This window comes from Lentzea sp. NPDC092896, from assembly GCF_044754905.1.
Taxonomy (GTDB): Bacteria; Actinomycetota; Actinomycetes; order Mycobacteriales; family Pseudonocardiaceae; genus Lentzea.
Window position 1 is genome coordinate 418,732 of record NZ_JBIVPX010000007.1, and the last position, 22,372, is coordinate 441,103.

The window sequence follows — 22,372 nt, forward strand, 5'->3', positions numbered from 1 at the left end:
CCTGGGGAGATGGGGCCGAACAAACCATTCAGGGACGATGAAGTTGGACCGCCGAGGCGCATGCCCCCGCGCAGACCGGGCGAGGAGCGCACGGCACGGATCCCTCCGGCGACCCGGCCACCGCAGCGCGAGCCCGAACTGATGACGCATCGCGAGCCCGCCGACGAGTACTACGAGGACGAGTACTACGAGGACGAGTACTACGACGACGAGGAGTACTACGACGACGAGCCGGAGCTCAGCGAGGACGAAGCGCGTCGTCTGCGGAAGAAGAAGATCTGGAAGCGGGTCCGCATCGGCGCGTTCGTCGCGATCGGCCTCATGCTCCTCGCTCCGGTGATCGCGATCGCGGTGACGTACCCGCTCGTGGAATGGCCGCGCCCGAACGAGATCGCGGACGCGCAGGACAAGACGATCACGTTGCTGTACTCCAACGGCGACGAGATCGGGAAGATCACCTCGCCGGGCCAGAACCGCACGTTGCTGACGTACGAGGAACTCCCGGACACCGTCAAGCAGGCCGTGATGGCCGCGGAGGACGCGGACTTCTACGAGAACCCCGGCTTCGACGCCAAGGCGATCGTCCGCGCGGTGTGGATCCAGGCGACGGGTGGTAGCTCGGGTGGTTCCGGTCTGACGCAGCAGTACATCAAGAAGGCCACGGGCAACGAGGATCCGACGCTGACCCGCAAGTTCATGGAACTCGTGCAGGCCTACAAGATGAGCAACGAGTCCGACCACAACACGATCCTCACCGCGTACCTCAACACGGTGTACTTCGGTCGTGGCGCGAACGGCATGAAGGCCGCGGCGCAGGTCTACTACAACAAGCAGATGAAGGACCTCACGCCGTCCGAGGCCGCGTTGATCGCCGGCATGATCCAGCTCCCCTCGTGGTCGGAGAAGGCCGACCACTCCAAGAAGCGCTGGGAGTTCGTGATGCTCCAGATGCTTCAGAAGAAGTGGATCTCCCAGGCGGACTACGACGCCCGCCAGTACCCGACGCCGTTGCCGCTCGAGCAGACGCAGCCCCAGGGCCTGGACGGTCCGCTGGCCCGCGTGAGCCAGCAGGTGCAGGACGAGATCGACGGTGAGCTCGTCGGCATGACGATGGAGAAGGCGCAGAAGATCGGTGTCACGGTCACCACGACGATCGACCCGAAGATGCAGCAGGCGGCGGTCGACGCGGTGAACTCCGTGATGGAGGGCCAGGACGCCGACCTGCGGACGTCGCTGAGCGCGATCGAGCCGCAGTCCGGCGCGGTGCGCGCCTACTACCCGGGCAAGGACGGGTTGAAGGGCATCGACTACGCGAAGGGCACGGTCCAGGAGGCCGGGTCGTCGTTCAAGCCGTTCGACCTGGTGGCCGCCCTGAAGATGGGCAAGGGCATCGGCGACACCTACGACGCCGCGCCCCGCAAGATCGGTGGCGTCGAGATCCGCAACGCCGGCAACACCACCTGCGGCAAGCAATGTCCGATCAAGCAGGCCATGAAGGAGTCGCTCAACACCGTGTTCTACGACATGGTGGCGGGCCCCGAGGGCACTGGCACGAAGGCGGTGGCGGACGCGGCGCACGCGGCCGGCATCCCGAAGGTCGTCCGGATCAACGGTGCGGACAAGCAGACGCTGGTCGGTGAAGGAGGCGGAGCCCCGAACGCGGGTATCGCCATCGGCGCCGACAACGCGCAGGTGCGGCCGTTCGACATGGCCTCGGCGTTCGCGACGTTCGCCGCCCGCGGCATGTACCGGGCTCCGTTCTTCGTCGCGAAGATCACCGGCCCGACCGGTGACGTGCTCTACCAGCACGTGGACCAGGCCGAGCCCGCGTTCGACCCGGTGGAGACGAAGAGCCGCGACATCGCGGACAACGTCACCGAGACGCTGAAGGAGATCCCGGGCTACTCGAAGATCGCCTGCGCCGGCAACCGCGAGTGCGCGGGCAAGACCGGTACGCACGAGCTTCCCGGCAGCCTCGACCAGAACTCGAAGGCCTGGATGGTCGGCTACACGCCGCAGCTGTCCACGTCGGTGTGGGTCGGCAAGGACGCCGGCAACGTGGCCATCAGGGACAAGAGCGGCAAGCCGGTCTTCGGCTCCGGCCTGCCCGGCCAGATGTGGAAGAAGTTCATGGACGCGGCTCTGCAGGGAGTCCAGGCGGAGAAGTTCCCGAAGCCGAACCCGCTCGGCAACTTCGAGCCGCGCAAGTCCGACCCGCCGTCCAGTTCGCAGACCACCACCAACCCGACCACCACCACCGCGCCGCCGACGACGACCACGACCACCACCACCGCGCCGACGACGACCACGACCACCACCGCGCCGACGACGACGACCACGACCGGCACGCCACCCGGAGGAGGCAACCCGGGAGGCTGATCGGCCGATGACGACCGGGACGCAAACGCGTATTTTCTTCACGTCCGCGTCCCGGTCGATCTCTTTGACGAGGTGGTCACGTGCTGGCAGCCGGTCTGGTGCTCGCGATGCTCGCTAACGGCGCTCCACTCGACCCGAGAGAGCCTGGCGAGCACTCGGTGGTCTACCGCGCCGAGACGGTGATCTCCGCGCCCCAGGAACGCATTTACGGCCTCATCACCGACTTCCCCGGCTACGCGCGCTGGAACCCGTGGGTCGTCAAGGCGGCGGGCGGCACCGCGCCGGGCGACGAGGTTCGGGTGGACGTGCTCCTCGGCTCGGTGAAGATGGCCGCGAAGCACACCGTGCTCAACGGCGTTCCCGGGCAACGCTTCTGCTGGAAGGACGCGGGCTGGAACGCGTGGTTCGTCTACGGCCAGCGTTGTCGAACGCTCACAACGCAGCCCGACGGCACCGTGCTGGTCACCAACGAACTGCTGGTCGACGGCGTGCTGTCCGGGGGAGCGGACCTCTTCATCGGCAAGGCCATGAAGGACGGCATGCAGGCCGAGAACGCCGCTCTGAAACGGGCCGCCGAGCTCTGAGGCGTCAGCGAGCCAGTTCGGCGAGCAGGCCGATGGTGCGGTTCTGCTCGTCGGCGGTTCCGTAGGGCGCGGCCATGAACTCGGTCACGCCGGCTTCGCGGAGCCGGGAGAGTGCCTGCGCCACTTGGGTTTCCGTGCCGACGATCGCGACGTCCTGCGGTCCGGCCGCTCCTTCCCGGTCGAGCGTCGCGCGGTACTCGGACACCTGCGCGGCGAGTGCGAACTGCTCGGCGATCCGGGCGCGGACGTCGTCGGCGGTGTTCGTGACGCACACGGGCAGTCCGGCGACGACTCGTGGCGTCCTGCTTCCGGCGGCCTTGGTGATGGTGGGAACGATGTGCTCTCCCAAGGCTTTCGGGCCCGTCATCCAGGTGACCGTTCCGTCGGCGAGTTCTCCCGCCAGTCGCACCATCCGCGGCCCCATCGCCGCGACGATCACGGACGGCGCCATCACCTCGCCCGGGACGGTCACCGCTCCGACCGTGGTGAGCGTTTCGCCGCGGTGTTCGACGCTTTCCCCTCGCAGCAACGGTCCGAGCACCGTCAGGTAGTCGCGCATGCGCTGCACGGGCCGGTCGGTGGGCAGTCCGAACATCCCCGACACCATCGCGGCGACACCTGCGCCGATGCCCAGCGTCAGGCGACCTCCTGTGGCTGCCTGCGCCGTCAGTGCCTGCCCGGCCAGCATCATCGGGTGCCGCTGGGGAACGGGGACCACGGCCGTGCCCACGGCGATGCCGGGGACGGCGGCACCGGCGATCGCGATGGCGGTCAACGCGTCCCAGCCCAGTGCCTGACTCGCCCACGCCGTGGCGAATCCTGCGTCGGCCGCCGCCCGCACCTGGCCGACGACCTCGTCCAGGGTCGCGGGACCGCGCACGTCGCCGACCGCTAATCCGATCTTCATTCTTCTCCGCTCGTCCGGCTCATCTAAGTGGAGGGGCCACCCCACTTGTCGTCCGGTACGATATGGGGGACCCACCCCACTTAGCAACAAGGTGCCGGACCCATGGGAGAAACCCCCAGCTCGTCAGGTCGGCGGGCCGATGCGCAGCGCAACCGCGACCGAGTGGTGGCGGCCGCGAGCACGGTGATCGCCGAGTCCGGAGCCGGAGCGTCCCTGGAGGAGATCGCCCGCCGCGCCGGCGTCGGATCGGCCACGCTGCACCGGCACTTCCCCCGCCGCTTGGAACTGCTGGAAGCGGTGCTTCGTGATCGCGTGCAGGCCTTGCGCGATCGAGCGGAGGACCTGCTGACGGCGCCTGCCGCAGGGACGGCCCTGGTGACCTGGTTGCGTGCCGTGGTGGCGCACGCGGCCACCGTGCGGGGGCTCGGGCCGGCGCTGACGGGGTACGAGTCCGATCCGGAGTTCTCGCCCCACACCACGATCCGGGAAGCCGCACAGCGGCTGCTCGACCGCGCCCAGGCAGAGGGTTCGGTCGGCCTGGGCGTCACCGTGGACGACGTCCTGCAACTCGCGAACGGGATATCCCTGGCGGTCGAGTCCTCGCCCGATCCGGCGGAACGCGCGGAAGTGTTGATGGCCCTCGTCGCTGACGGGCTTCTGGTGTCCTAGTTGAAGAGAATCCGCCTGGCCACGGCCTTTCCCGGCGGCGTGCGCAGCGTTGTGAACGCGAACTCGGCGAGGTGTGGACTCCTGACGAGCGACAGGCCGCGCCGCAGCAGCGACCTGGTGCGGTAGCGCCGTCGCATGGCCGCGGCGTCGTAGTGCTCCAGCACGTACCTGTTGCCGCTGCGCAGGTAGTCGAACGTGACCGACGCCGCGAGCTCGGACATCCGCATGCACGGATCGAGCCCGCCCGCCGTCAGCGGCGAGACCGCGCCCGCCGCGTCACCGACCAGCAACCCTTGCGGTGACACGATCCGGCGCAGCAGCCCGCCGACCGGAATCGGCCCGCCCCGGCGCTTCACCGGCCCGGCGGGTGCCGGCGTCGGGAAGCTGTCGCGGAAGCGTTGCAGCAGTTGGGGGAGGGGCGCGCTGAACCGGTCGGCGCGTCCGGCCAGTCCGACGTGCGCGTGCTCGCCGTCGTCGACGACCCAGGCGATGTAGCCGGGTGCGATCCGCGGGTCGACCACGCAGTGGAACGTCGGCGTCGAGCCGGATCTGACCGGGTAGACCTCCTCGATGCCGGTGATGAGCCGCCGGTTGACGTCGAGGCCGAGGTTCTTCGCGACCGTGGACCGGGCGCCGTCCGCGCCGATCGTGAAGCGGGCTTTCGTGGATTTCGCCGGATAGCTGGAGTTCAGGCTGACGCGCGCACCCGCCCGTTCGGCTTCCTTGACCGCGGCGGCGTAGATGCCTTCCATGTCGCCGACGCGGAACTCGTCGCGCGTGCTCACCAGTTCCACCGGATTTTCGTGCGACGGCGGGTAGAGCAGCACACGCCGGACCGCCGGGCCCAGGTGGGGAAGCTCGTAGTCGTCGAGCGTGCGGCGGACGAAGATCCCAGTCGTGCGGATGCCCGTCTCCAGGCTTGTCCTGCGTTCACAAACGGCCACGTCGAGGCCTGCCTGCGCGAGCAGCCGCGCGGTGTTGAGACCGGCCAGCCCGGCGCCGACGACGAGCACGTCCACGGTGTCCATGCCCCGACGCTAGGTCCGATCACCGGACCGGTTCCCGTTTCCCGGCAACACCTTCACCGGATCTGCACCGTTTCTCCACGAATGTGAGCCCTTGACACGTCGGAGGTCTGTCCCAGATCGTGTGCGTACCGCTGCCTCGAACCGCCGCCCTGGTTCGAGGAGGAACCGCATGCAGTTGTTCAACCGCCGCACCGCGCTGCGAGGAGCTCTCGCCGTCGCGGCCACGCCACTGGCCGCGGGTGTGGCCTCCGCTGACGTGGGTGCGATGGCGTTCGTGCAGAAGTGGGCGCCGAACCCCGGTTCGGCCGGCCTCAAGGCGTTCGTCGGCATCGAGGACGACCGCTCCAACTCGCATCCCTCGGCCACGCACATCTTCGCCGAGAGCGACCAGTACCGGTTCGTGATGCACAAGTCCGATCGGGACGGTTCCGACCGGCAGCGCAACGAGGTGCGCGCGATCCAGACCGGCAGCACCCGCCACGACATGAAGAAGGGCGAGACCTGGCGCTTCAACTACCAGATGTACATCCCGGCGTCGTTGAAGGGCACCACCAGCTTCTCGCACATCTTCCAGGTCAAGCACACCGGCGTGGACTCGCCGGTGGTCACCATGTCGCTGTTCCGCTCCGGTTCCACCGAGACCGTCGAGATGCGACTGTTCGGCGCGGGCCAGGCGAAACTCGGCAGCACGCCGCTGGCGCCGTTGCGCAACAAGTGGATCGACGTCGAGATCGAGATCAAGGTCGCCGACTCCGGCAGCCTGCGTTATTCGTTGAAGGACGGCGGCACGACCGTCGTCAACGCGTCGCGGTCCGGCTTCGACACGTGGCTGGGCGGTGACCAGGCGCATCCGAAGTGGGGCATCTACCGGAGCATCAACGACTCCGCGCAACTGCAGGACACCTACCTGTTGCTCCGCAACATGAAGGCGTACCGGAACGAATAGAGGGTGTTCCCAGGAAGCCTTCGAGAGGTGAGAATCACTCGCGTGGGGGACCTTCACGGACGAACTGTCGAGAGCAGGGCCGGTGTCGCCGCGTTTCTGGCGGGCGTGTGGCTCATCGCCGCACCACCGGTCCTGCACTTCGGCGCGTCACTGCACGCTTTCCGGCCGTACTGGTGGTCGATGGGCCTGGCCGTCGTCGTGATGCTGCTCGGCATGGTGCGGGCGATGGCACCGCTGGACGTGCCGCTGGCGCAACCGATCACCATCGGCCTGGCGGTGGGCCTGATCGTCGTGGCCTTGCTGCGCACGGACGGCGGCACCGCGGCCGTTTGGCTCAACCAACTGGTTGTTGGCGCTCTCATCGGCCTGTCCGCCGGGCTCGCGTTGCTGATCAGCATGCGCCGATGAGGTGGTCGGACCACTGCCTGATCTGCTCGGGTCAGCAGGAACTCGTGGTCAACGTCCGCGAACGCGGTCCGTACGAGCAGATGCACGACTACACGCGCGTGCTCTTCTGCCGTGCGTGCTCGGTCGGCGAACTGCGATCGTTCAGCTACGACGGTTTCGTGGTGTTCGGCGAGGAGGACGAGGTCATGGTCTGGTCCTCGATCCTCCCCGCCGCTGACGTCGACCGGCTGCGCGCGGCCTTCGCCTGCCCGACCCCGCTGGCGGGCAACTGCGAATGTGCCGAGCACGTCCGCGCCTACGACACGAGCCTGCGCGTGAACAAGACCCGGCTGCCAGAGCACGGGCCCGACCGGCACAGCCCGGCCGGGCGCACCACCGCCGCCGTGGAGTTGGCAGACGGCCTGGCGGAGTTCCGCTCAGCGTCCTAGCAACGCTCGCTGGTCTTGGCGAACAGGAAGTAGCTGCTCCCGTCAACCTCACCGTGAGCGCGCGTGCACACGTCCAGCGTGTCCGCCCCGCCCGACCACAACTCCTGCTGCCCACGAGCACCGGTCTTGTAGCCGTTGGAGTTGTTCGGCCGCGTCTGAACATACGTGCGCAGCACGAAATCCCTGCCATGACTGGCAATCCACGAATCCCACACGTAGACGTAGGAGTAGTTCTTCCCACATCCCGCGTACTGCTTGACCGAAGCGACCGTCGTGCTGCCGTTCTTCACGTACGCAGTCGACCCGATCTGCCCGGCACCGGGACAGGCGGGGTTGGTCTCGGCCTGAGCGGTACCGGTCAGCACGGTGGCTGCCGCAGCCGCGATCGCCGCCACGGCCAGAATCTTGCGCATGGGTAGCTCCTCCTGGTTTTGCCCGGGAGCCTGCGCGTTTCCGGTTAGCCGCCGGTAAATCAGTCGATCACGGCCGTGGCCTCGATCTCGACGAGGTGCTCCGGCACGTCCAGCGAGGCCACCCCGATCAACGTGGCCGGCGGCTTCGCGCTCTCGCCGACCCGCGCCCTGGCGTTCTCCAGGCCCTTGAGGAGCTCCGGCATCTTGTCCTGCGTCCAGCCCACGACGTAGACCCGAACCCTGACCAGGTCCTTGAACGACGCCCCCGCGCCCTTGAGCGCGGTGTGAACGTTCACATAGGCCTGCTCGGTCTGCAGCGCGAGGTCAGGCGCGGCGTCCCAGGCCACTTGTCCGGCCAGGTAAATCGTCTTCGAGCCGCTGGCGACGGCCACGTGGTGGTAGACGTCAAGCTGCGGCAGCTCGTCGGAGTTGATGAGCGTGACTGCCATTGCGTTCTCCTCTTTCGCTCTCTTGTGGTTACTCGGTAACCGTAGGAGAGTGAGCACTGACCTGGAAGAACGCACTTTTCCGAGAGTGAGGCACCAGAAGGTGAGCAAGCAGCTCAGCGGCGATCTGGCCCGCGCGGATTCGCTGGCCCGCGAGATCTTCTCCGACATCGCCAACAAGTGGGCGCTGCTGATCGTCGAGACCATCGGCGACACCACGAAGCGCTTCACCGAGCTCAAGACGGAGGTGGACGGCATCAGTCACAAGATGCTGACCCAGAACCTGCGGCTGTTGGAGCGCAACGGGCTGGTGTCGCGGGTCGTGCACCCGACGGTGCCGCCGCGTGTGGACTACACGCTGACGGAGCCTGGTCAGGCGCTGCGGGCGACGGTGGATGCGATGTGCGCCTGGACGACGCGCTACCTCGCCGACATCGAGGAGGCCCGTCACCGCTTCGATGCCTAGTCGTCCTGTGGCGCTCCTCCAGCCAACTCGCGCAGCACGGACAGCGCTGCAAGCTCCTCGTCGGTGTCTTCGACTGTTCGGCTGCTTAAATAAACGGACGCGAAGTTTTGTATCCTGGGTTTCGTCGCTCCGGGCTGAAGCCGTTCGATCAACTTGATCATGGTTTGTGGGGTCACCTGGTTGCCAGCGCTCATAGTGATAGTCGTGAGGTCGTCGATCAGACTGTCGTTGAATGCAGGCTCTGCCTTCTGGGGCGATGCCAGATATTTAAGGGTTTCGACCGGAAGATAGCCGCCATCCGCCTGTGTGATATGTTGACCTGCGGCGGATTCGGCATCTGAAATGAAATCTCGGAAACGGTCGTCCACTCGGCTGTCCTGGGAGTTCGCGGTCGCCCACAGTCGCACAACTGATGGAAATATGACGAAGTTTTCCTGGAATAGACTGGGTAGAGCTTCAGTCGGAATTATGCCATCGTGAACCAGATCCGGATGTGCGCAGATCATCTCGATGATTCCCAGTCCGTCGGCGCGGCTAATCCGAATGTTGTTTGTAATACGCGGTAATAGGTAATCCACGCCTCGCTTCACCACGTGGCGGGGAAGTCGGGAGGCTTCTCTTGATAACGCGTTGATTAGGATGGATCGAGCGCTCGCGTTCAGCCTCACCCCTCGTTCCAGCTCTGAAAGAATCCTGATGAGAGTGTTGACCTCATATGGAATGAGTTGGCCTGTGCTGTCTGGTCCCGATATGGAGACAAGCCAATCGGAAAAGTCTCGCAGTAGAACTTGTTCTTCATCGTCTGAAGTCACGTCGGCGCTGACAAAGTTTCTGCCCGTACGGATCATTCCTTCCAGAGCCGGGTTGCCGAGGAGTCGTGCTTCCATGAGGTCAGGTGCGGCCTTCGCAAAATCGAGCCTTGATATGTCCCATTCGTTGTTCTGGGTGAGCGAGAGTGTGATCGTGTCGAGGATGGCGTCCCAGCCGTCCGTTTTCACTCCTGCCTTCCAAAGGTTCACTGTTGATCGCCACTGTCTGAGGGGCTTCTCGTCGAGCTCGAACACTTCCGTGGTCGGGACCGACCTGGCTTCGGCCAAAAGTGCGCGAAGGCAGACGAGATTGGCGGAGTAGTTGGCGAGGCGGGAGACGACTGTGGCATGTGCTGGCCGATAGGGCGGCTGGGGATCGATCTGTGCACTGTCGTGAAAGGAGCGGATCAGATCGCTGAGTACATTGAGCAGCTCGTCACGCTCGTCCTCCGGGAACGCGTTGAACAAGCTCTGGCAGAACTCGATGATCGGCTTGCGTGTGGCGAACACCTGGTAGGACAGCAACTGATAGAGCTGGGGGACGTCGGGCGGTGCCATGGGTGGATAGGTGGAGGCGGCCAGTTCACGCACCTGCACCAGCTTGGCGAGGTACTTCATCGTCAGGTCGGCGATCAGGAACTCGCCGAACGTGGCGTGCAGGAACTCGTAGCTGCGTCGGTCGGCCGACTCGCCCTGGGCCTTCGCTGAGTGGATGAAGAAGAAGTTCTCCACCGTGCGATCGGCGCCGTCGACCGGAGTGTCGAACGAGGTGTGCTGCGTGGACTCGCTGGGCACGAAGGCCGCGAGGTCCTGGTTCAGCTCGGTCGAGGTGACGTACTGGCGCCCGCGGTTGAACATCGCGAAGGCGGCGACCCCCAGCCACAGCCAGCTCTTCGCTGCCAGATGCTGGACGGTGTGTTTCGGCAGAGGGGCGGCGCTCTTGCTGGCCTGGCGCAGGACGAACCGATCGATGAGGCGCCGGTACAACTCGGCGTTCGAGAAGTCCTCGTCGTCGAGTGGCGGGGTCTCGGGATCCGCCGCGTAGATCGCCAGCATCAGAAGGAGGAGCGGCTGCCGGGCCAGTTCGAGGTGTTGACCGAGCGAGTCCCGGCGGAGCTGCTGGAAGCGTGCTGTGCCGCTGTTCGCCTTGTTCCACTCCTCCAGCCAGCGGTCGATGCGATTGTCGTCGAACTCTTCCAGCTTCACGACGGGCACGTCGTCCGGGATGCTGGCCCGGTCGGCGACGAGTACCCGTGAGGTCACCACGACGGCGGTCGGCTGCCCGCACCTCTCCTGGAATTCCTGGACCAGTCGGAGGTAGGTCGATTGGTGCGCACCGCTGATCTGGATCAGCTCGTCCAGACCGTCCAGAAGGATCACGGGCGTGACGTCGGGGCCGCACTCGGCGGCGACCTCTCCCCAGTCGACCCGCTTCTGCAGCGTCTCGTGCAGCGCCGTCGCGATCTGCTCGTGAACCCGATCCTGCGCGCGCACGGTGCGGAGTTGCACTCGCACCACGGCGAACTTGTCCGCCGGCAGCCGGGCCGCCAGGACCTCCATCAGCAGCGACTTGCCGGCACCGGGATTTCCCAGTACCAGCAACGGTCGTTTCGTGCTCTCCTCGTCAGCCAGGTGTGCTGCGAGGAAAGCGTCCAGTCCGTCACGTGGCTTGGTGTTCCTCGACCACCAGTCCTCCGATGACGGGAAGGTGGTGCCATCGCGATACACGGCGAATCGGTAGCTGGGCGCTACGAACCCGTTCTCGACCGTCGGAAAAGCCGCGTCGACGGTGGAGGTGTCGCTGTCCCCTCTCAGCAGTGGCTGGCTCAAGATGCGCTTGGCCTGCTTGCTGAGCAGTTCGCGGAGTTCGGGGCGTGGGGAGGACTGAGCGGGAGTGACCTGGGACAACCAGCGGGAGAACAACTCGAGGGACTCGGTCTTGGTCTCGAGGAGCTTTTGGTTGAACTCGGCGCGGGTGGCGGCGTGCTCGCCCAGCATCGCCCACATCTGGAACTCGGGGATCGTCGCGCCGAGTTCGACGTAGTGGTCGGCGTAGGTCTGGCGCACCCTGGCGTTCACCGCCGAGGCGAAGTCGAGTTCGCCGACGCGCTTGGGGACGTCCGCCAGTTCGTTGATGAAGGAGTGCACCTCCAGGACGGCCTGGTCGAAGAACGTACCCAGGTCTCCGTTGAGGTTCTCGTAGAAGCCGCGGGTCGCGCTCGGGATCGCCACCGGCATCGACGTCAGGACCGGCAGGGCGGCAGATTCCTTCTTCTTGTCCGGTGGCTCGGTGCCGAAGATGCGGAACTTCTCGCGATCGGTGATCTTGAACTTGTCGAAGTCCTCGCCGAGTTCGTCGCGGTAGGCGTCGAAGACGGACGTGACGGCGATGATGGTGTGGGCCGCTGCGATCAGGTCGTGGCGTGACCTGCCGGCGAGCCCGGTGAGCTTGTTGGTCACGCCGTTGAAGATCTTGCGCAGGCAGGCTGTCGCCTCGTTCTTCGGGTCGACCAGGCTGAAGACGTCCGGCTCGATGGCGCCGCCCACCAGGATGCCGACGCCGAGGAACGTGTCGGCGGCGTCGAGCCAGGGTCGGTCGTACTTGCCCAGGACGCGGAGCGCGCCTTCGTACGAGAACAGGGCCGGGCGCGACATCCACATACCTCCGCAGGGCGACTGGAAGCCCTATCGCGCGGCGTGTGGCACGGGTTACACCCAAACGAATTGGTCACCAGACTTGATAGTCATCAATCAGTGACTATATGGTGAAGGCATGAGCGAGAAGAAGATCATTGCTGTGGTGGGGGCTACTGGCGAGCAGGGTGGGGCGGTGGCAAGGGCGCTGCTGACCGACGGGGAGTTCGCGGTGCGTGCGCTCGCCCGCAACCCCGAGTCGGTGGCGGCCAAGAAGCTGGCCGAGTTGGGGGCCGAGGTTGTCGCGGCCGATCTGTACGACGTGGAGAGCCTGCGCAAGGGCTTTGGAGGGGCGTACGGCGCGTACCTGGTCACGCCGTTCTTCACGCACATGTCGGCGGCCAAGGAGTTCGAGGAGGTGCAGAACCTCGTTGCGGCCGCGGAAGGCTTGAAGCACGTCGTGTGGTCGACGCTGGAGGACACGCGTGAGGTGATCGCGCTCGACGACGACCGGATGCCCACGTTGGACGAGAAGTACAAGGTGCCGCATTTCGACGTGAAGGGTGGCGAGGCGGACGCGTTGTTCGAGAAGGCCGGGTTGCCGACGACGTACGTGCGGATGTCGTTCTACTGGAACAACCTGCTGGGTGGCATGGCGCCGCATCGTGCGGAGGACGGGTCGCTCAAGTTGTCGTTGCCGATGGGGGAGAGCCGGATCTCCGGGATCGCCGCCGAGGACATCGGCAAGGCTGTTGTGAGCGTGCTCAAGCACCCGGAGTCGACCATCGGGCAGACGATCGGGCTTGGCGTCGAGCACCTCACCGGTCAGGAGGTCGCGCAGGCGTTCAGTGAGGTGCTCGGGGAGAGTGTCGCTTACGAGCCGTTGTCGCACAACGACTTCCGGGCGCTCGGGTTCCGGGAGGCGGTGGAGATCGGGAACATGTTCCAGTACTACGCGGAGTTCGACACGCACATCCTGCCTCGGCGTGACACCGGGCAGACGCGTGCGCTCGTGCCGGGGTGGTTGACGCTCAAGGAGTTCCTGAGCCTGCACCGCGAGGACATCGTGATCGGCTAGTGGGCGCGCGCGATCTCGGTGAAGACGGCCTTGAACTCGGCGAACCGGTCGGGGCCGACCAACTGGGCGAGCCTGGTCTCGATGTCCGCGATGATCTTCTGCGCCTGGACCATCTGGTCGCGGCCCAGGTCGGTGGGCACGACCAGTTTGGCCCGCCGGTCCGCGGGATCTGGTTGGCGGGTGACGTAGCCGAGGCGTTCCAGTTCGTCGATGAGTGTGCCGACGACCTGCTTGTGCTGGCCGGAGCGTTCGGACAGTTCACTCGCGCGCGTGCCGGATCGGGCGATGTAGGCCATGACGGCGCCGTGGCGGGGGCGCAGGTGCTCGTGGCCCGCCTCGGCCAGGCGGGTGAAGAGTTCCTTCTGGAAGCCCGAGAGCAGGTGCGCGGAAAGGACGCCGACGTCTGGCATGAGAGAGATGTTAACCCGGTGGCGGCCGAGTCCGAAGAGGACGGACGAACTCGGCACGCCTCGCCGGGCGGGGGTCAGGCCTTCGGCTCGTACAGGCTGAACGGGGTGCCCTGGTCGTCCGAGCAGTGGGCGATGCGGCCGACGTCCGGCACGGTCTGGACGTCTTCGCTCTTGCCGCCGAGATCTGCCACCTTGCGCACGGACTCGTCGATGTCCGTGGTGTGGAAGTAGATTCGCGGCTGGGTGAGCTGGGCGTCCTTGACCGCGATCGCGCCTGACGCGCCGTTCGTGATGAAGTGGTAGTCCTCGCCCATCTGGCTGGTTTCCCAGCCGAACATCCCCGCGTAGAACGCCCGTGCCCGCGCGGTGTCCTCGGCGGGCAGTTCGAACCAGTTGACCTGTCCGGACATGTCGATCGCTCCTTCGGTTGTCGGGACTGACGAGCGAAGGACGAGCGAGCGGGCCGGAACTCGACATCAGCCGCGAAGAACTTCGAGGCCGTTTTCGTGGTGGTCGAGTGCGGCGCCGACGGCAGCGGCGACGGTGACCTCGAAGATCTCGTCCTCGGTGTGCTCCTGCCTGAGGTGGTCGATGTCCTCGTCGGTGAGGCGGTAGGAGGCTGTGCGAACCGTTGCCGCGTACGAACCCCACGCGTCACCGGCCGCTGCCGCCTGCCTGAGTGCGGGCGTCGTGCGGGCAGGGGCCTCCAGCACGGCACGGCGGAGTTCGGCGGGGGAGCCGGAACCAGGGCCCGTGAGGAAGCGCGGGAACCGGTAGCCGAACCGGTGCAGCGACCGCGTGCCCGACTCCAGTTGGCCGGGCAGCAGCGCGAACCCGAACGCGTTCGCGAGCCTGTTCACCACCTGCCAGATCAGGCTGACGTTCAACGCGTCCACCGCCGCGTCGGCAGGCACGCCCGCCGGTGGCGTCAGATCCTCCAGGAACGCAAGCGCCGCAACGAGTTCAGGACGCAGCGGCGAAGGATCACCGGCGATCTTGACCAGTTCGGTGTGCGTGACGGCGCAGTACGGACATCGCAGCCGTTCGGCTGTCCGCTGCGCCATGTACTCGCGTTCGCCCGCCGTCCAGAACGACGGCCCGCGCATCGCCTCCGCGCTCAGGTCGAGGAACACCGCGCCGAAGAAGTCCGGGCGGTACAACAGGGTCTTCGGCACGTCGGACATCGGGACGCGCGACACCAGCCCGGTGAGACCGAAGAACATCCGGGCCGGCAGCCGGTGGCCGTGGTCGAGCACGTGCAGCCGCATCAGGAGACCTCCAGGGAACGCAGGCGGGCGGCGAGGAACCGGCGATCGGCCGGGCTGACCGCCAGGTCGTGGGCGAGCCGGTACGCGGCAACGGCTTCGGAGTGCCGGTCCAGGCGGCGCAGCAGGTCGGCGCGGGCGGAGTGCAGCAGGTGGTAGGAGTCCAGCCCGGTGATCCCGTCGATCAACGAGAGCCCGGCCTCGGGTCCGTCAACCATCGCGACGGCGACCGCGTGGTTGAGTTCGATCACCGGAGTCGGTGCCACCGCGAGGAGTTCGGCGTACAGGGCGGCCACGCGCGCCCAGTCGACCGGGTCCTGCACGTGCAGGGCGGCGATCACGGCGTGCAGCACGTACGGGCCGGGCGAGCCGAACCGCAGCGCGCGGTCGAGCAGCGCCATGCCCTCCGAGATCTCCTCGGTGTTCCAGAGCGAACGGTCCTGGTCCTCGAACAGCACGACGTCGCCGGCCGCGGTCAACCGGGCCGCGCTGCGCGAGTTGTGCAGCAGCATCAACGCCACCAGGCCGTGCGCCTCCGGTTCGTCGGGCATCAGCGTCGCCACGAGCTTGCCCAGCCGCAACGCTTCGAGCCGCAGCGACGCGTCCGCCGTCGTGTAGCCGCGCGTGAAGATCAGGTAGAGCACCCCGAGCACGCCCTGCAGCCGTTCGGGCAGCAGGTGGTCGGCGGGCACCTCGAACGTGATGCCGGCGTCGCGGATCTTGCGCTTCGCCCTGACCAGCCGCTGGGCCAGCGCGGACTCGGCGACGAGGAACGTCCGCGCGATCTGCGCCGCCGTGAATCCCGCCACGGCCTGGAGTGTTAGCGCTGACCGGGCGTCCTCGGCCAGCGCGGGGTGGCAGCAGGTGAAGATCAGGCTCAGGCGTTCGTCGCCGAGGTCGACGAGCTGCTTCTCGGTCATCGCGACCGGCTCGGGCACGGCAGGCAGCTTGGTGCGGGCCATTCGAGCGTGCCGGATCCGGTCCAGGGCGTGGTTGCGGGCGACGGTGAGCAGCCAGGCGAACGGATCGTCCGGCACTTGTGAACGTGGCCATTTCCGCAACGCCTGCGAGCACGCCTCCTGCAGCGCGTCCTCGGCCAGTTCGAAGTCGCCCAGCGCTCGCACCAGCGCCGCGAGCATCCGGGTCCGGTGCTCGCGGTACACCCGTTCGACCGCGGCCGACGCGAGATCGCTCATGTCACCCCGTGGTTCAGGCCGGGGATGTGGTCGACCGGGCGCACCTCGATCGTCGCGCCGAAGTGCGCCTGCGGGATCATCTCGGCCAGCTCCAGCGCCTCGTCCAGGTCGCGGCAGTTGAGCAGGTAGTAGCCGCCGAGGTGTTCGTGGGTCTCCGCGAACGGGCCGTCGGTGAGCAGAGCCTTGCCGTCCCGCACCCGCACCGTCGTCGCGGTGGCGACGGGTTTCAGCGGGTCACCGGACACGTACACGTTCCGGCGCCGGCACTCGTCGGCGAACGCGTTGACGCGCGTGAGGATCTCCTCGAACCGCGGGTCACCGGGGTGCGGGCGGTCCTCGCAGTTGTAGATCAAGAACATGTAGTGCATGCGTGCCCTCCAGTCGTCGTTCCGAGGACGAACGAGATCCCTGGAAGTCGACATTCGAGCACGCGGTGTTTCTCACGGCGCGGCGAGCGCCTCCGTCGGGGTCAGCCGCGACGCCCGCACGGCCGGATAGACCCCGGCGACCACACCCGTCACGACCGCCGCGCCGAGCCCGGCCAGGACCATCTCGATCGGGATCACCGCAGGCCAGTTGTGCGCGAACGCGTAACCGGCGGTTCCTGTCAGCCCTAACAACACGCCTGCCACGCCACCGAGCAGGCACAACACGACCGACTCGGTGAGGAACTGCGTCCTGATCTGACCCCGGTTGGCGCCCAGGGCCCGGCGCAGGCCGATCTCGCGCTTGCGTTCCAGCACGGAGATCACCATCGTGTTCGCGACCCCGATGCCGCCGACCAGCAACGCCACCCCGGCGAGGCCCAGCATCAGCGCCGAGAAAGTGTTCTCGGTGAGGCGCTTGGCCGTGAGCGCGTCGGACGGGCGGCTGACCCGCACCTGGGACGGCCGCTCCGGGGAGATCGTCTGCGGCAGCACCGCCCGCACGTCGTCGATCGACGTCTCCTGCGCCCTCAGGTAGAGCACTGTGGGCCGCTGGTCGAAGCCGAGGTCCTCGGCCGACTCCCAGCCGACCAGTGCCGACCGTTCGACCTCCGGCGCGAGTGGCAGGGGAGCGAGGATGCCGATCACCGTGAACCACGTGTCGTTGATCCTGACCTGGGCGTCCGGGGCGGTGATGCCGAGCCTGGTCGCGGCGATGTCGCCCAGCACGACGGTCGGGAACTTCGACGTGGTCTCGTTGAGGAACGTGCCGGTCCGCACCTGGCCGTTGAGCGTGTCCAGGAGGTTGAGCTTCGAGGCCAGTACGGTCAGCCCGGACGTCTCCGAGTCGGGGATCCGGTCGGAGCGGCGGATCACGGCGTGCGTGTTCGCGACCGCGCTGACCTGGTCGGCCGGGCCGATGCGCTCCACCATCGCGACGGAGTCCGGTGGCAGCGACGCGGCCTCGTTGTTCGTGCCGGTGGCGGCCTCGGCGCGCAGCAGGTTGGTGCCCAGCGCGGCGAACTCCTCCATCAGCGCGGCGCGGCTCGACGCCGGGATGCCGGTGACCACGACGAGCGTGGCGATGCCGATGGAGATGCCGAGCGCGGACAGCACGGCCCGCATCGGCCTGGTCCGCAACGGGGACAGGCCGAGCAGCAGGAGGTCGGTGAGGCTGAGCCGGGTGGGTTTGACGTCACGGGGGTTCGCGCCGCTGACCTCGGTGCGACTGGCGGTGTTAACGCTCACGCCGCCACCTCCGCGCGGATGCGGCCGTCCCTGATCTCCACCTGGCGCGGCAGCCTCGCCGCCACCTCCCGGTCGTGGGTGATCACCGCGAGCGTCGTGCCCTCGCTGTTCAGGTCGAGCAGCAGGTCCAGCACCGCACGGCCGGTCGCCGTGTCCAGCGCACCCGTCGGTTCGTCGGCCAGCACCAGTGCGGGCCGGTTCACCACGGCGCGGGCGATGGCGACGCGTTGGCGTTCACCACCGGACAGCTCGTGCGGCCGGTGCCGAAGCCGATGCCCCAATCCCACGCGGGTCAGTGCTTCGGTCGCCATCGCGGCCCGCCACTTGCGCGGGGTGCCGGCGTAGAGCAGGCCGGTCGCGACGTTGTCGATGGCCGTGAGGCCGTCCGCGAGGTGGAACTGCTGGAACACGAACCCGATCCGCCGTCCGCGCAACGCCGACAGCTGCCGGTCGGACAGCGTGGAGATGTCGTGCCCGTCCAGCCGCACCGTGCCGCTGGACGGACGGTCCAGCGTGCCGAGCAGGTTGAGCAGCGTCGACTTGCCCGAACCCGAGGGGCCGACGATCGCGACGGCCTCACCTTCGTGCAGCGTCAGGGAAACACCGTCGAGTGCGCGCACACCACCCGCGTACTCCTTGACGGCGTCCAGGATCTGGAGAACCGGGGTCACGACGTCGTCACCACCCGCATGCCCTCGCTGAGGCCACCGCCGCTGATCTCGACGAGCCCGCCGGCGAACAGACCGGTCTTCACGGCGACGAGCCCGCCTTCCTCGGTCTGCACCGCGTATCCGCCCTCGCGCAACGCCAGCAGCGCGGTCACCGGCACGGCCAGCACGCCCTGCCGCGCGGTGCTGGTCAGCCGGAGTCGCACCGGGCCAGAGTCGAAGTCGCCGACCTCGGTGTCGAGACCGATGTCCACGGCGATCACCGGGATCTCCTCGCCGTTGCCGTTCTTCTCGGACTTGACCTCGGTGCTGACCGACCGCACGGTTCCCGCGGTCTCGGTGCCGTTGGGCAGCACGACGGTGACCTTCAGGTCCTTTTTGAACACTTCGGCCTGCCGTGCGTCGATCGAGGCGTCGACGGCCTTGCCCGTCGCGGTCACGCTCATCAGCGGACCCTCGCCGGACGCCGACAGCTTCGCGGTGACCGACTCGACGCGCACCTTCCCGGACAGCACGACGACGTCACCGGGGTCGATCACGCCGCTCTCCTCGACCTTCTCGGCCTTCTGCCAGCGCTTGACGGCGTCGATCGTCGCCTGCGTCAGCTCGTCCGCGGCCCCGCCGAGCTGGTAGCCGAGAGCGCCCAGGTTGTCCTTCACGATCTTCACGTCCGGGCCCTTGACGCCGGCCTTGTCGAGCTTGCGCCACAACGGAGTGTCACCGAAGAACAACCACACCGGGCGGTTGTCCACTTTGTACACCGCGCCGCCGCGGTCGACGGCCGCGCCAGGAGCGGGGAGCCAGGTGAGCGTGCCCGCCCGCCGTCCCGTCACCTCCTGCGAGGCACCGAAACCGAGGGTGGCCTTGAACTCCCGGACGTCGGTCAGGTCGGTCTTCACCACGGCGACGGTCTGCGGTGTCGGTGGTGGTGCGGACTGGGCGGGGGCGCGCCGCGTCCAGGTGAGCGCTAACACGCCGCTGACCAGCACGAGAGCGACGACACCGGCGATGATCCACCGCTTCACTTGCGCCCTCCGCCGAACACTTCCTGCTCGCAGTCCTCCTCGATCTTGCGGCGCTGGTCCTCCGGCAGGGTCTGCTCGCCGTCGTAGGTCCAGCTGCCGGGCTCGGTCTCGATGACCTTCATGCCGCGGCTGTTGATGCACTGGACGTTCTTGTGCCAGTTGTCGGCGAAGGTCGGGTTCTTCGAGTCCATCTCCCACGGCGGCAGCGGCCACTTCTTCGCGCACGCCTTCCACGCCTCCTCGCTGTACTGCCGGCGGGTGGGGATGTCGCCCTTCGCGTTCGGGTCCTTCTCGGCCAGGCAGGCGGTGTGAGCGTCGCGCAACCGCTGCTTCTCCTCCTCGGTCATGTCCATGCGCAACCGCGGCTGCTCGCCGTCGTCCGGCTTGACGGCGGTGGAGGAAGAGGGCGCGCCGGCTCCGGAGGACTGCAGGGACGCGACGTTCGAGGACGACGGGGGCGCGGCCTGGCCGCACGCGGAAAGCAGCAGCACGGCGGCGCCGATCAACAGCCTGGGATTCATGGCGGCGATGCTGCCGGGCGGTTGTGAGGAAAATATGCGCTCAGCGTGCCGGCAGCGTGATCGTGAACGTCGTCCCGCGCCCGACCGTGCTGTCCACGGTGATCGTGCCGCTGTGAGCGCTCACAATCGCGTGCGCGATCGCCAAGCCCAGACCGCTGCCGCCGGTGTCGCGGGTGCGGGAGCGGTCCGCGCGCCAGAACCGGTCGAACACGTGCGGCAGGTCCTCGGCGGAGATGCCGGAACCCGTGTCGCTCACGGTGATCCGGCCGTCCCGTGCCACGAGACGGACCGTGCCGGTCGACGGCGTGTAGCGGAAGGCGTTCGTGACGAGGTTCGTCAGGACCTGTCGCAGCCGCACCGGATCCGCGTGCACCACCCCGCCGCCCTCCGCGATCAGCCCGGGATGCGCGGCGACGAGCTGGTCGAACAGGTCCCGCAGGTCGACGGGCTCTGGATGCAGCCGCAGCTCGCCGGCGTCGGCCAGCGCGAGGTCCTGCAGGTCGTCGATCAGGCGTTGCAGCACCAGTGCCTCGTCGAGCAACGCCGTGAGCGTCGTGCGGTCCAGCTCGACCATGCCGTCGCGGGCGCCCTCCAGCCAGCTGCGGATCGTGCCGAGCGGGTTGCGCAGCTCGTGCGAGATGTCGCTGGTCATGGCCTTGCGCTGGGCGTCGGTACGCGCCCGGTGCGCGGCCATGTCGTTGAACGCCCGCGCGAGCTGGCCGATCTCGCTGCGCGACCGGATGTCGACCTGGGCGTCGTCGCCGTGCCGCAACCGCTCGGCGGCGGCTGTGAGCGTGCGCAACGGCCTGGTCATCCGCAGCGCGACGACCACGCTGACCCCGACGGTCAGGACCAGCACGATCGCGGCGACCAGCACGATCCGGCCGACGTCGAACCTCACGACGGTCGCCTGGGTGGTCTTGCCGGCGGGGTCGGTGACGAACAGGAGCGCGGGCGGCGCCACGTAAGGCCGCAGCTGGGTCCGGCGCGCGCTCACCAGGCACTCGGTGTTCGTGGCGGTGGGCTGCCACGACGCGTTCATCTTGATCCGCTCGGCGGGCAGGCCGCGCTGCTTCAGGCAGTCGTTGACGAGGAGGTCGAGCTCGTTGAACGCGGCGGACTCGCCCAGCGTGAGCGTGGTCAGCCGGGTCTCGATCTCGGTGCAGGACGCCGAGGCCGGGGCGGCGGTCGTCCTGTCCACGTTCACAATCGGGCGGCCCCACGCGGTCGTCGGCGTCGTCTCCGCCTGCGCCGCCTCCGAGCTGCGGCAGCGGGCACGGTAGATCTCCGCGTCCTGGGCCAGGCTGCCCTTCTCCCGCTCGGTGAGCTGGAACGGGCCGGCGACCCTCGCGTCGATCCGGTCGGCGGGGGAGTCCGGGGCCTGCGCGAGGTCCAGCTCCAGCGGGTTGATCACCGCGGACGGCACCGCGGGCAGCTGGCTCGGGTCGAGGTTCGCGCCGGTGTCGGAGATGACCTCGCGGTCGGCCGTGGTGAGGATCAACCGGCCCTTGCCCGGCTGCAGCGCGACGCCGTTCCAGTCGCGGTGCTCGACGGCGAACGTGATCAGCTCGCGGTACGTGGCGGCGTCCCCCGCCAGCGCGTTGCCGAGCTCCTGCCTGATCGACGTCGACGTGCTCTGGGCGGCGAGCCACGCGGTCGCGGTGATCGAGCAGAGGGCGACGAGCACCGACGCGGCGAGCAGCCGCGCCAGGACGCTATGCACCGGACCCGTCCACCAGCTTGTAGCCGACGCCGTGCACGGTCAGCAGGTAGGCGGGTTTGCGCGGCTGGGCCTCGATCTTCTTGCGCAGGTTCATGACGTGAGCGTCGATGGTGCGGGAGGTGATGTACCCGTCGAGCCCGTGCACCGCGCTGAGCAACTGCGCGCGGCTGAACACGCGGCCGGGGCTCGCCGCCATCGTGTGCAGGATGCGGAACTCCGACGCGGTGCACTCGGCCGCGTCACCGCGCACCCGCACCTCGTGGCGGTCGGGATCGATGACGAGATCACCGAGCGCGATGTCGTTCGCGGCCGTGCGCTGGACGCGCCTGAGCAACGTGCGCACGCGCGCCATCAGTTCACGCGGGCTGTAGGGCTTGGTGACGTAGTCGTCGGCGCCGAGGTCGAGACCGTGCAGCAGATCGTCCTCTGTGGACTTCGCGGTGAGCATGAGCACCGGGATCTCCGTCTCGTTGCGCAACGTCCGCACGACTTCGAGACCGTCCACCTTCGGCATCATCACGTCGAGGATGAGCAGGTCGGGCGGATCGCGGCGGATCTCGTCGAGCGCGGCCGATCCGTCGTGGACGATCCGCACCCGGTAACCCTCCTGGCGCAGGTATCTCCCGAGCATGTCGGCCTGCATCACGTTGTCCTCGGCCACCAGCACGCACATGCCCATGTGTCGCAACATAGTCA

General features: G+C 67.7%; 24 protein-coding genes. 8 read left to right on the plus strand and 16 right to left on the minus strand.

The features are described 5' to 3' along the window. Window positions 1-60 precede the first annotated feature (60 nt). Both ACIQF0_RS32295 and ACIQF0_RS32300 read left to right on the plus strand, forming a co-directional pair. Window positions 61-2,379 carry a transglycosylase domain-containing protein gene (locus tag ACIQF0_RS32295; protein ID WP_401035758.1) on the plus strand — a complete coding sequence of 773 codons (2,319 nt, stop codon included), beginning with the start codon at window positions 61-63 and terminating at the stop codon, window positions 2,377-2,379. Between the two features lie 80 nt (window positions 2,380-2,459). Beyond that, a complete protein-coding gene (locus ACIQF0_RS32300) occupies window positions 2,460-2,963 on the plus strand; it encodes an SRPBCC domain-containing protein (protein WP_401035760.1) in 504 nt (167 codons plus the stop codon). 4 nt (window positions 2,964-2,967) lie between these two features. On the opposite strand, the gene ACIQF0_RS32305 is transcribed toward ACIQF0_RS32300, so the two are convergent. Continuing rightward, window positions 2,968-3,870 (minus strand): TIGR03564 family F420-dependent LLM class oxidoreductase, encoded by a 903-nt coding sequence (locus ACIQF0_RS32305; protein ID WP_401035763.1) that lies wholly within the window; start codon window positions 3,868-3,870, stop codon window positions 2,968-2,970. Window positions 3,871-3,972: 102 nt separating this feature from the next. Between ACIQF0_RS32305 and ACIQF0_RS32310 the strand changes: the two genes are divergently transcribed. Continuing rightward, entirely contained in the window at window positions 3,973-4,539 is a 567-nt protein-coding gene (locus ACIQF0_RS32310) for a TetR/AcrR family transcriptional regulator (protein ID WP_401035765.1), read from the plus strand. On the opposite strand, the gene ACIQF0_RS32315 is transcribed toward ACIQF0_RS32310, so the two are convergent. Beyond that, a complete protein-coding gene (locus ACIQF0_RS32315; RefSeq protein WP_401035768.1) occupies window positions 4,536-5,567 on the minus strand; it encodes an FAD-dependent oxidoreductase in 1,032 nt (343 codons plus the stop codon). The genes ACIQF0_RS32310 and ACIQF0_RS32315 overlap by 4 nt on opposite strands. 169 nt (window positions 5,568-5,736) lie before the next feature. On the opposite strand from ACIQF0_RS32315, the gene ACIQF0_RS32320 reads away from it, so the two are divergent. The 3 genes from ACIQF0_RS32320 to ACIQF0_RS32330 are packed head-to-tail and all read left to right on the plus strand — an operon-like array spanning window position 5,737 to window position 7,349. After that, window positions 5,737-6,513, plus strand: coding sequence for a Tat pathway signal sequence domain protein (locus tag ACIQF0_RS32320; RefSeq protein WP_330274548.1), 777 nt, complete (start codon window positions 5,737-5,739; stop codon window positions 6,511-6,513). Window positions 6,514-6,555: 42 nt separating this feature from the next. Further along, window positions 6,556-6,921: a hypothetical protein gene (locus tag ACIQF0_RS32325; protein ID WP_360034028.1), complete on the plus strand. Its 366-nt coding sequence runs from the start codon at window positions 6,556-6,558 to the stop codon at window positions 6,919-6,921. Next, window positions 6,918-7,349, plus strand: a complete 432-nt coding sequence (locus ACIQF0_RS32330; protein WP_401035773.1) for a hypothetical protein — start codon at window positions 6,918-6,920, stop codon at window positions 7,347-7,349. Before ACIQF0_RS32325 ends, ACIQF0_RS32330 begins: the two co-directional genes overlap by 4 nt. On the opposite strand, the gene ACIQF0_RS32335 is transcribed toward ACIQF0_RS32330, so the two are convergent. Both ACIQF0_RS32335 and ACIQF0_RS32340 read right to left on the minus strand, forming a co-directional pair. Continuing rightward, window positions 7,346-7,762, minus strand: coding sequence for a hypothetical protein (locus ACIQF0_RS32335; RefSeq protein WP_401035776.1), 417 nt, complete (start codon window positions 7,760-7,762; stop codon window positions 7,346-7,348). The genes ACIQF0_RS32330 and ACIQF0_RS32335 overlap by 4 nt on opposite strands. Before the next feature lie 59 nt (window positions 7,763-7,821). After that, the gene (locus ACIQF0_RS32340) at window positions 7,822-8,211 is read right to left on the minus strand and encodes a RidA family protein (protein WP_401035778.1); all 390 of its coding nucleotides are present in this window, start codon (window positions 8,209-8,211) and stop codon (window positions 7,822-7,824) included. Between the two features lie 85 nt (window positions 8,212-8,296). Here ACIQF0_RS32340 and ACIQF0_RS32345 point away from each other — a divergent pair, with 85 nt between their 5' ends. Continuing rightward, complete coding sequence (locus tag ACIQF0_RS32345; RefSeq protein ID WP_401035780.1) at window positions 8,297-8,674, plus strand: winged helix-turn-helix transcriptional regulator; 378 nt, start codon at window positions 8,297-8,299, stop codon at window positions 8,672-8,674. On the opposite strand, the gene ACIQF0_RS32350 is transcribed toward ACIQF0_RS32345, so the two are convergent. Next, window positions 8,671-12,138 (minus strand): NACHT domain-containing protein, encoded by a 3,468-nt coding sequence (locus ACIQF0_RS32350; RefSeq protein WP_401035783.1) that lies wholly within the window; start codon window positions 12,136-12,138, stop codon window positions 8,671-8,673. The genes ACIQF0_RS32345 and ACIQF0_RS32350 overlap by 4 nt on opposite strands. Window positions 12,139-12,256: 118 nt before the next feature. On the opposite strand from ACIQF0_RS32350, the gene ACIQF0_RS32355 reads away from it, so the two are divergent. Further along, window positions 12,257-13,195 (plus strand): NmrA/HSCARG family protein, encoded by a 939-nt coding sequence (locus ACIQF0_RS32355; protein ID WP_401035785.1) that lies wholly within the window; start codon window positions 12,257-12,259, stop codon window positions 13,193-13,195. Here the strand turns inward: ACIQF0_RS32355 and ACIQF0_RS32360 are convergent. From ACIQF0_RS32360 to ACIQF0_RS32410, 11 genes are all read right to left on the minus strand, one after another. Then, complete coding sequence (locus ACIQF0_RS32360) at window positions 13,192-13,605, minus strand: MarR family winged helix-turn-helix transcriptional regulator (protein WP_401035788.1); 414 nt, start codon at window positions 13,603-13,605, stop codon at window positions 13,192-13,194. The genes ACIQF0_RS32355 and ACIQF0_RS32360 overlap by 4 nt on opposite strands. 74 nt (window positions 13,606-13,679) lie before the next feature. Beyond that, entirely contained in the window at window positions 13,680-14,015 is a 336-nt protein-coding gene (locus ACIQF0_RS32365) for a VOC family protein (RefSeq protein ID WP_401035790.1), read from the minus strand. Between the two features lie 66 nt (window positions 14,016-14,081). Then, a complete protein-coding gene (locus ACIQF0_RS32370; RefSeq protein WP_401035793.1) occupies window positions 14,082-14,873 on the minus strand; it encodes a hypothetical protein in 792 nt (263 codons plus the stop codon). Next, entirely contained in the window at window positions 14,873-16,066 is a 1,194-nt protein-coding gene (locus ACIQF0_RS32375) for an RNA polymerase sigma factor (protein ID WP_401035795.1), read from the minus strand. The genes ACIQF0_RS32370 and ACIQF0_RS32375 overlap by 1 nt, the downstream gene beginning before the upstream one ends. Beyond that, complete coding sequence (locus ACIQF0_RS32380; protein ID WP_401035798.1) at window positions 16,063-16,434, minus strand: YciI family protein; 372 nt, start codon at window positions 16,432-16,434, stop codon at window positions 16,063-16,065. Before ACIQF0_RS32380 ends, ACIQF0_RS32375 begins: the two co-directional genes overlap by 4 nt. A gap of 72 nt (window positions 16,435-16,506) precedes the next feature. Next, window positions 16,507-17,739 (minus strand): ABC transporter permease, encoded by a 1,233-nt coding sequence (locus ACIQF0_RS32385; RefSeq protein WP_401035801.1) that lies wholly within the window; start codon window positions 17,737-17,739, stop codon window positions 16,507-16,509. Continuing rightward, window positions 17,736-18,410 (minus strand): ABC transporter ATP-binding protein, encoded by a 675-nt coding sequence (locus tag ACIQF0_RS32390; protein WP_401035803.1) that lies wholly within the window; start codon window positions 18,408-18,410, stop codon window positions 17,736-17,738. The genes ACIQF0_RS32385 and ACIQF0_RS32390 overlap by 4 nt, the downstream gene beginning before the upstream one ends. Then, the gene (locus tag ACIQF0_RS32395) at window positions 18,407-19,432 is read right to left on the minus strand and encodes a peptidoglycan-binding protein (protein WP_401035806.1); all 1,026 of its coding nucleotides are present in this window, start codon (window positions 19,430-19,432) and stop codon (window positions 18,407-18,409) included. The genes ACIQF0_RS32390 and ACIQF0_RS32395 overlap by 4 nt, the downstream gene beginning before the upstream one ends. Next, window positions 19,429-19,953, minus strand: coding sequence for a hypothetical protein (locus tag ACIQF0_RS32400; protein WP_401035809.1), 525 nt, complete (start codon window positions 19,951-19,953; stop codon window positions 19,429-19,431). Before ACIQF0_RS32400 ends, ACIQF0_RS32395 begins: the two co-directional genes overlap by 4 nt. A gap of 40 nt (window positions 19,954-19,993) precedes the next feature. Then, complete coding sequence (locus ACIQF0_RS32405) at window positions 19,994-21,676, minus strand: sensor histidine kinase (protein ID WP_401035812.1); 1,683 nt, start codon at window positions 21,674-21,676, stop codon at window positions 19,994-19,996. Then, window positions 21,669-22,349: a response regulator transcription factor gene (locus ACIQF0_RS32410; protein ID WP_401035926.1), complete on the minus strand. Its 681-nt coding sequence runs from the start codon at window positions 22,347-22,349 to the stop codon at window positions 21,669-21,671. The genes ACIQF0_RS32405 and ACIQF0_RS32410 overlap by 8 nt, the downstream gene beginning before the upstream one ends. Between the last annotated feature and the right edge of the window lie 23 nt (window positions 22,350-22,372).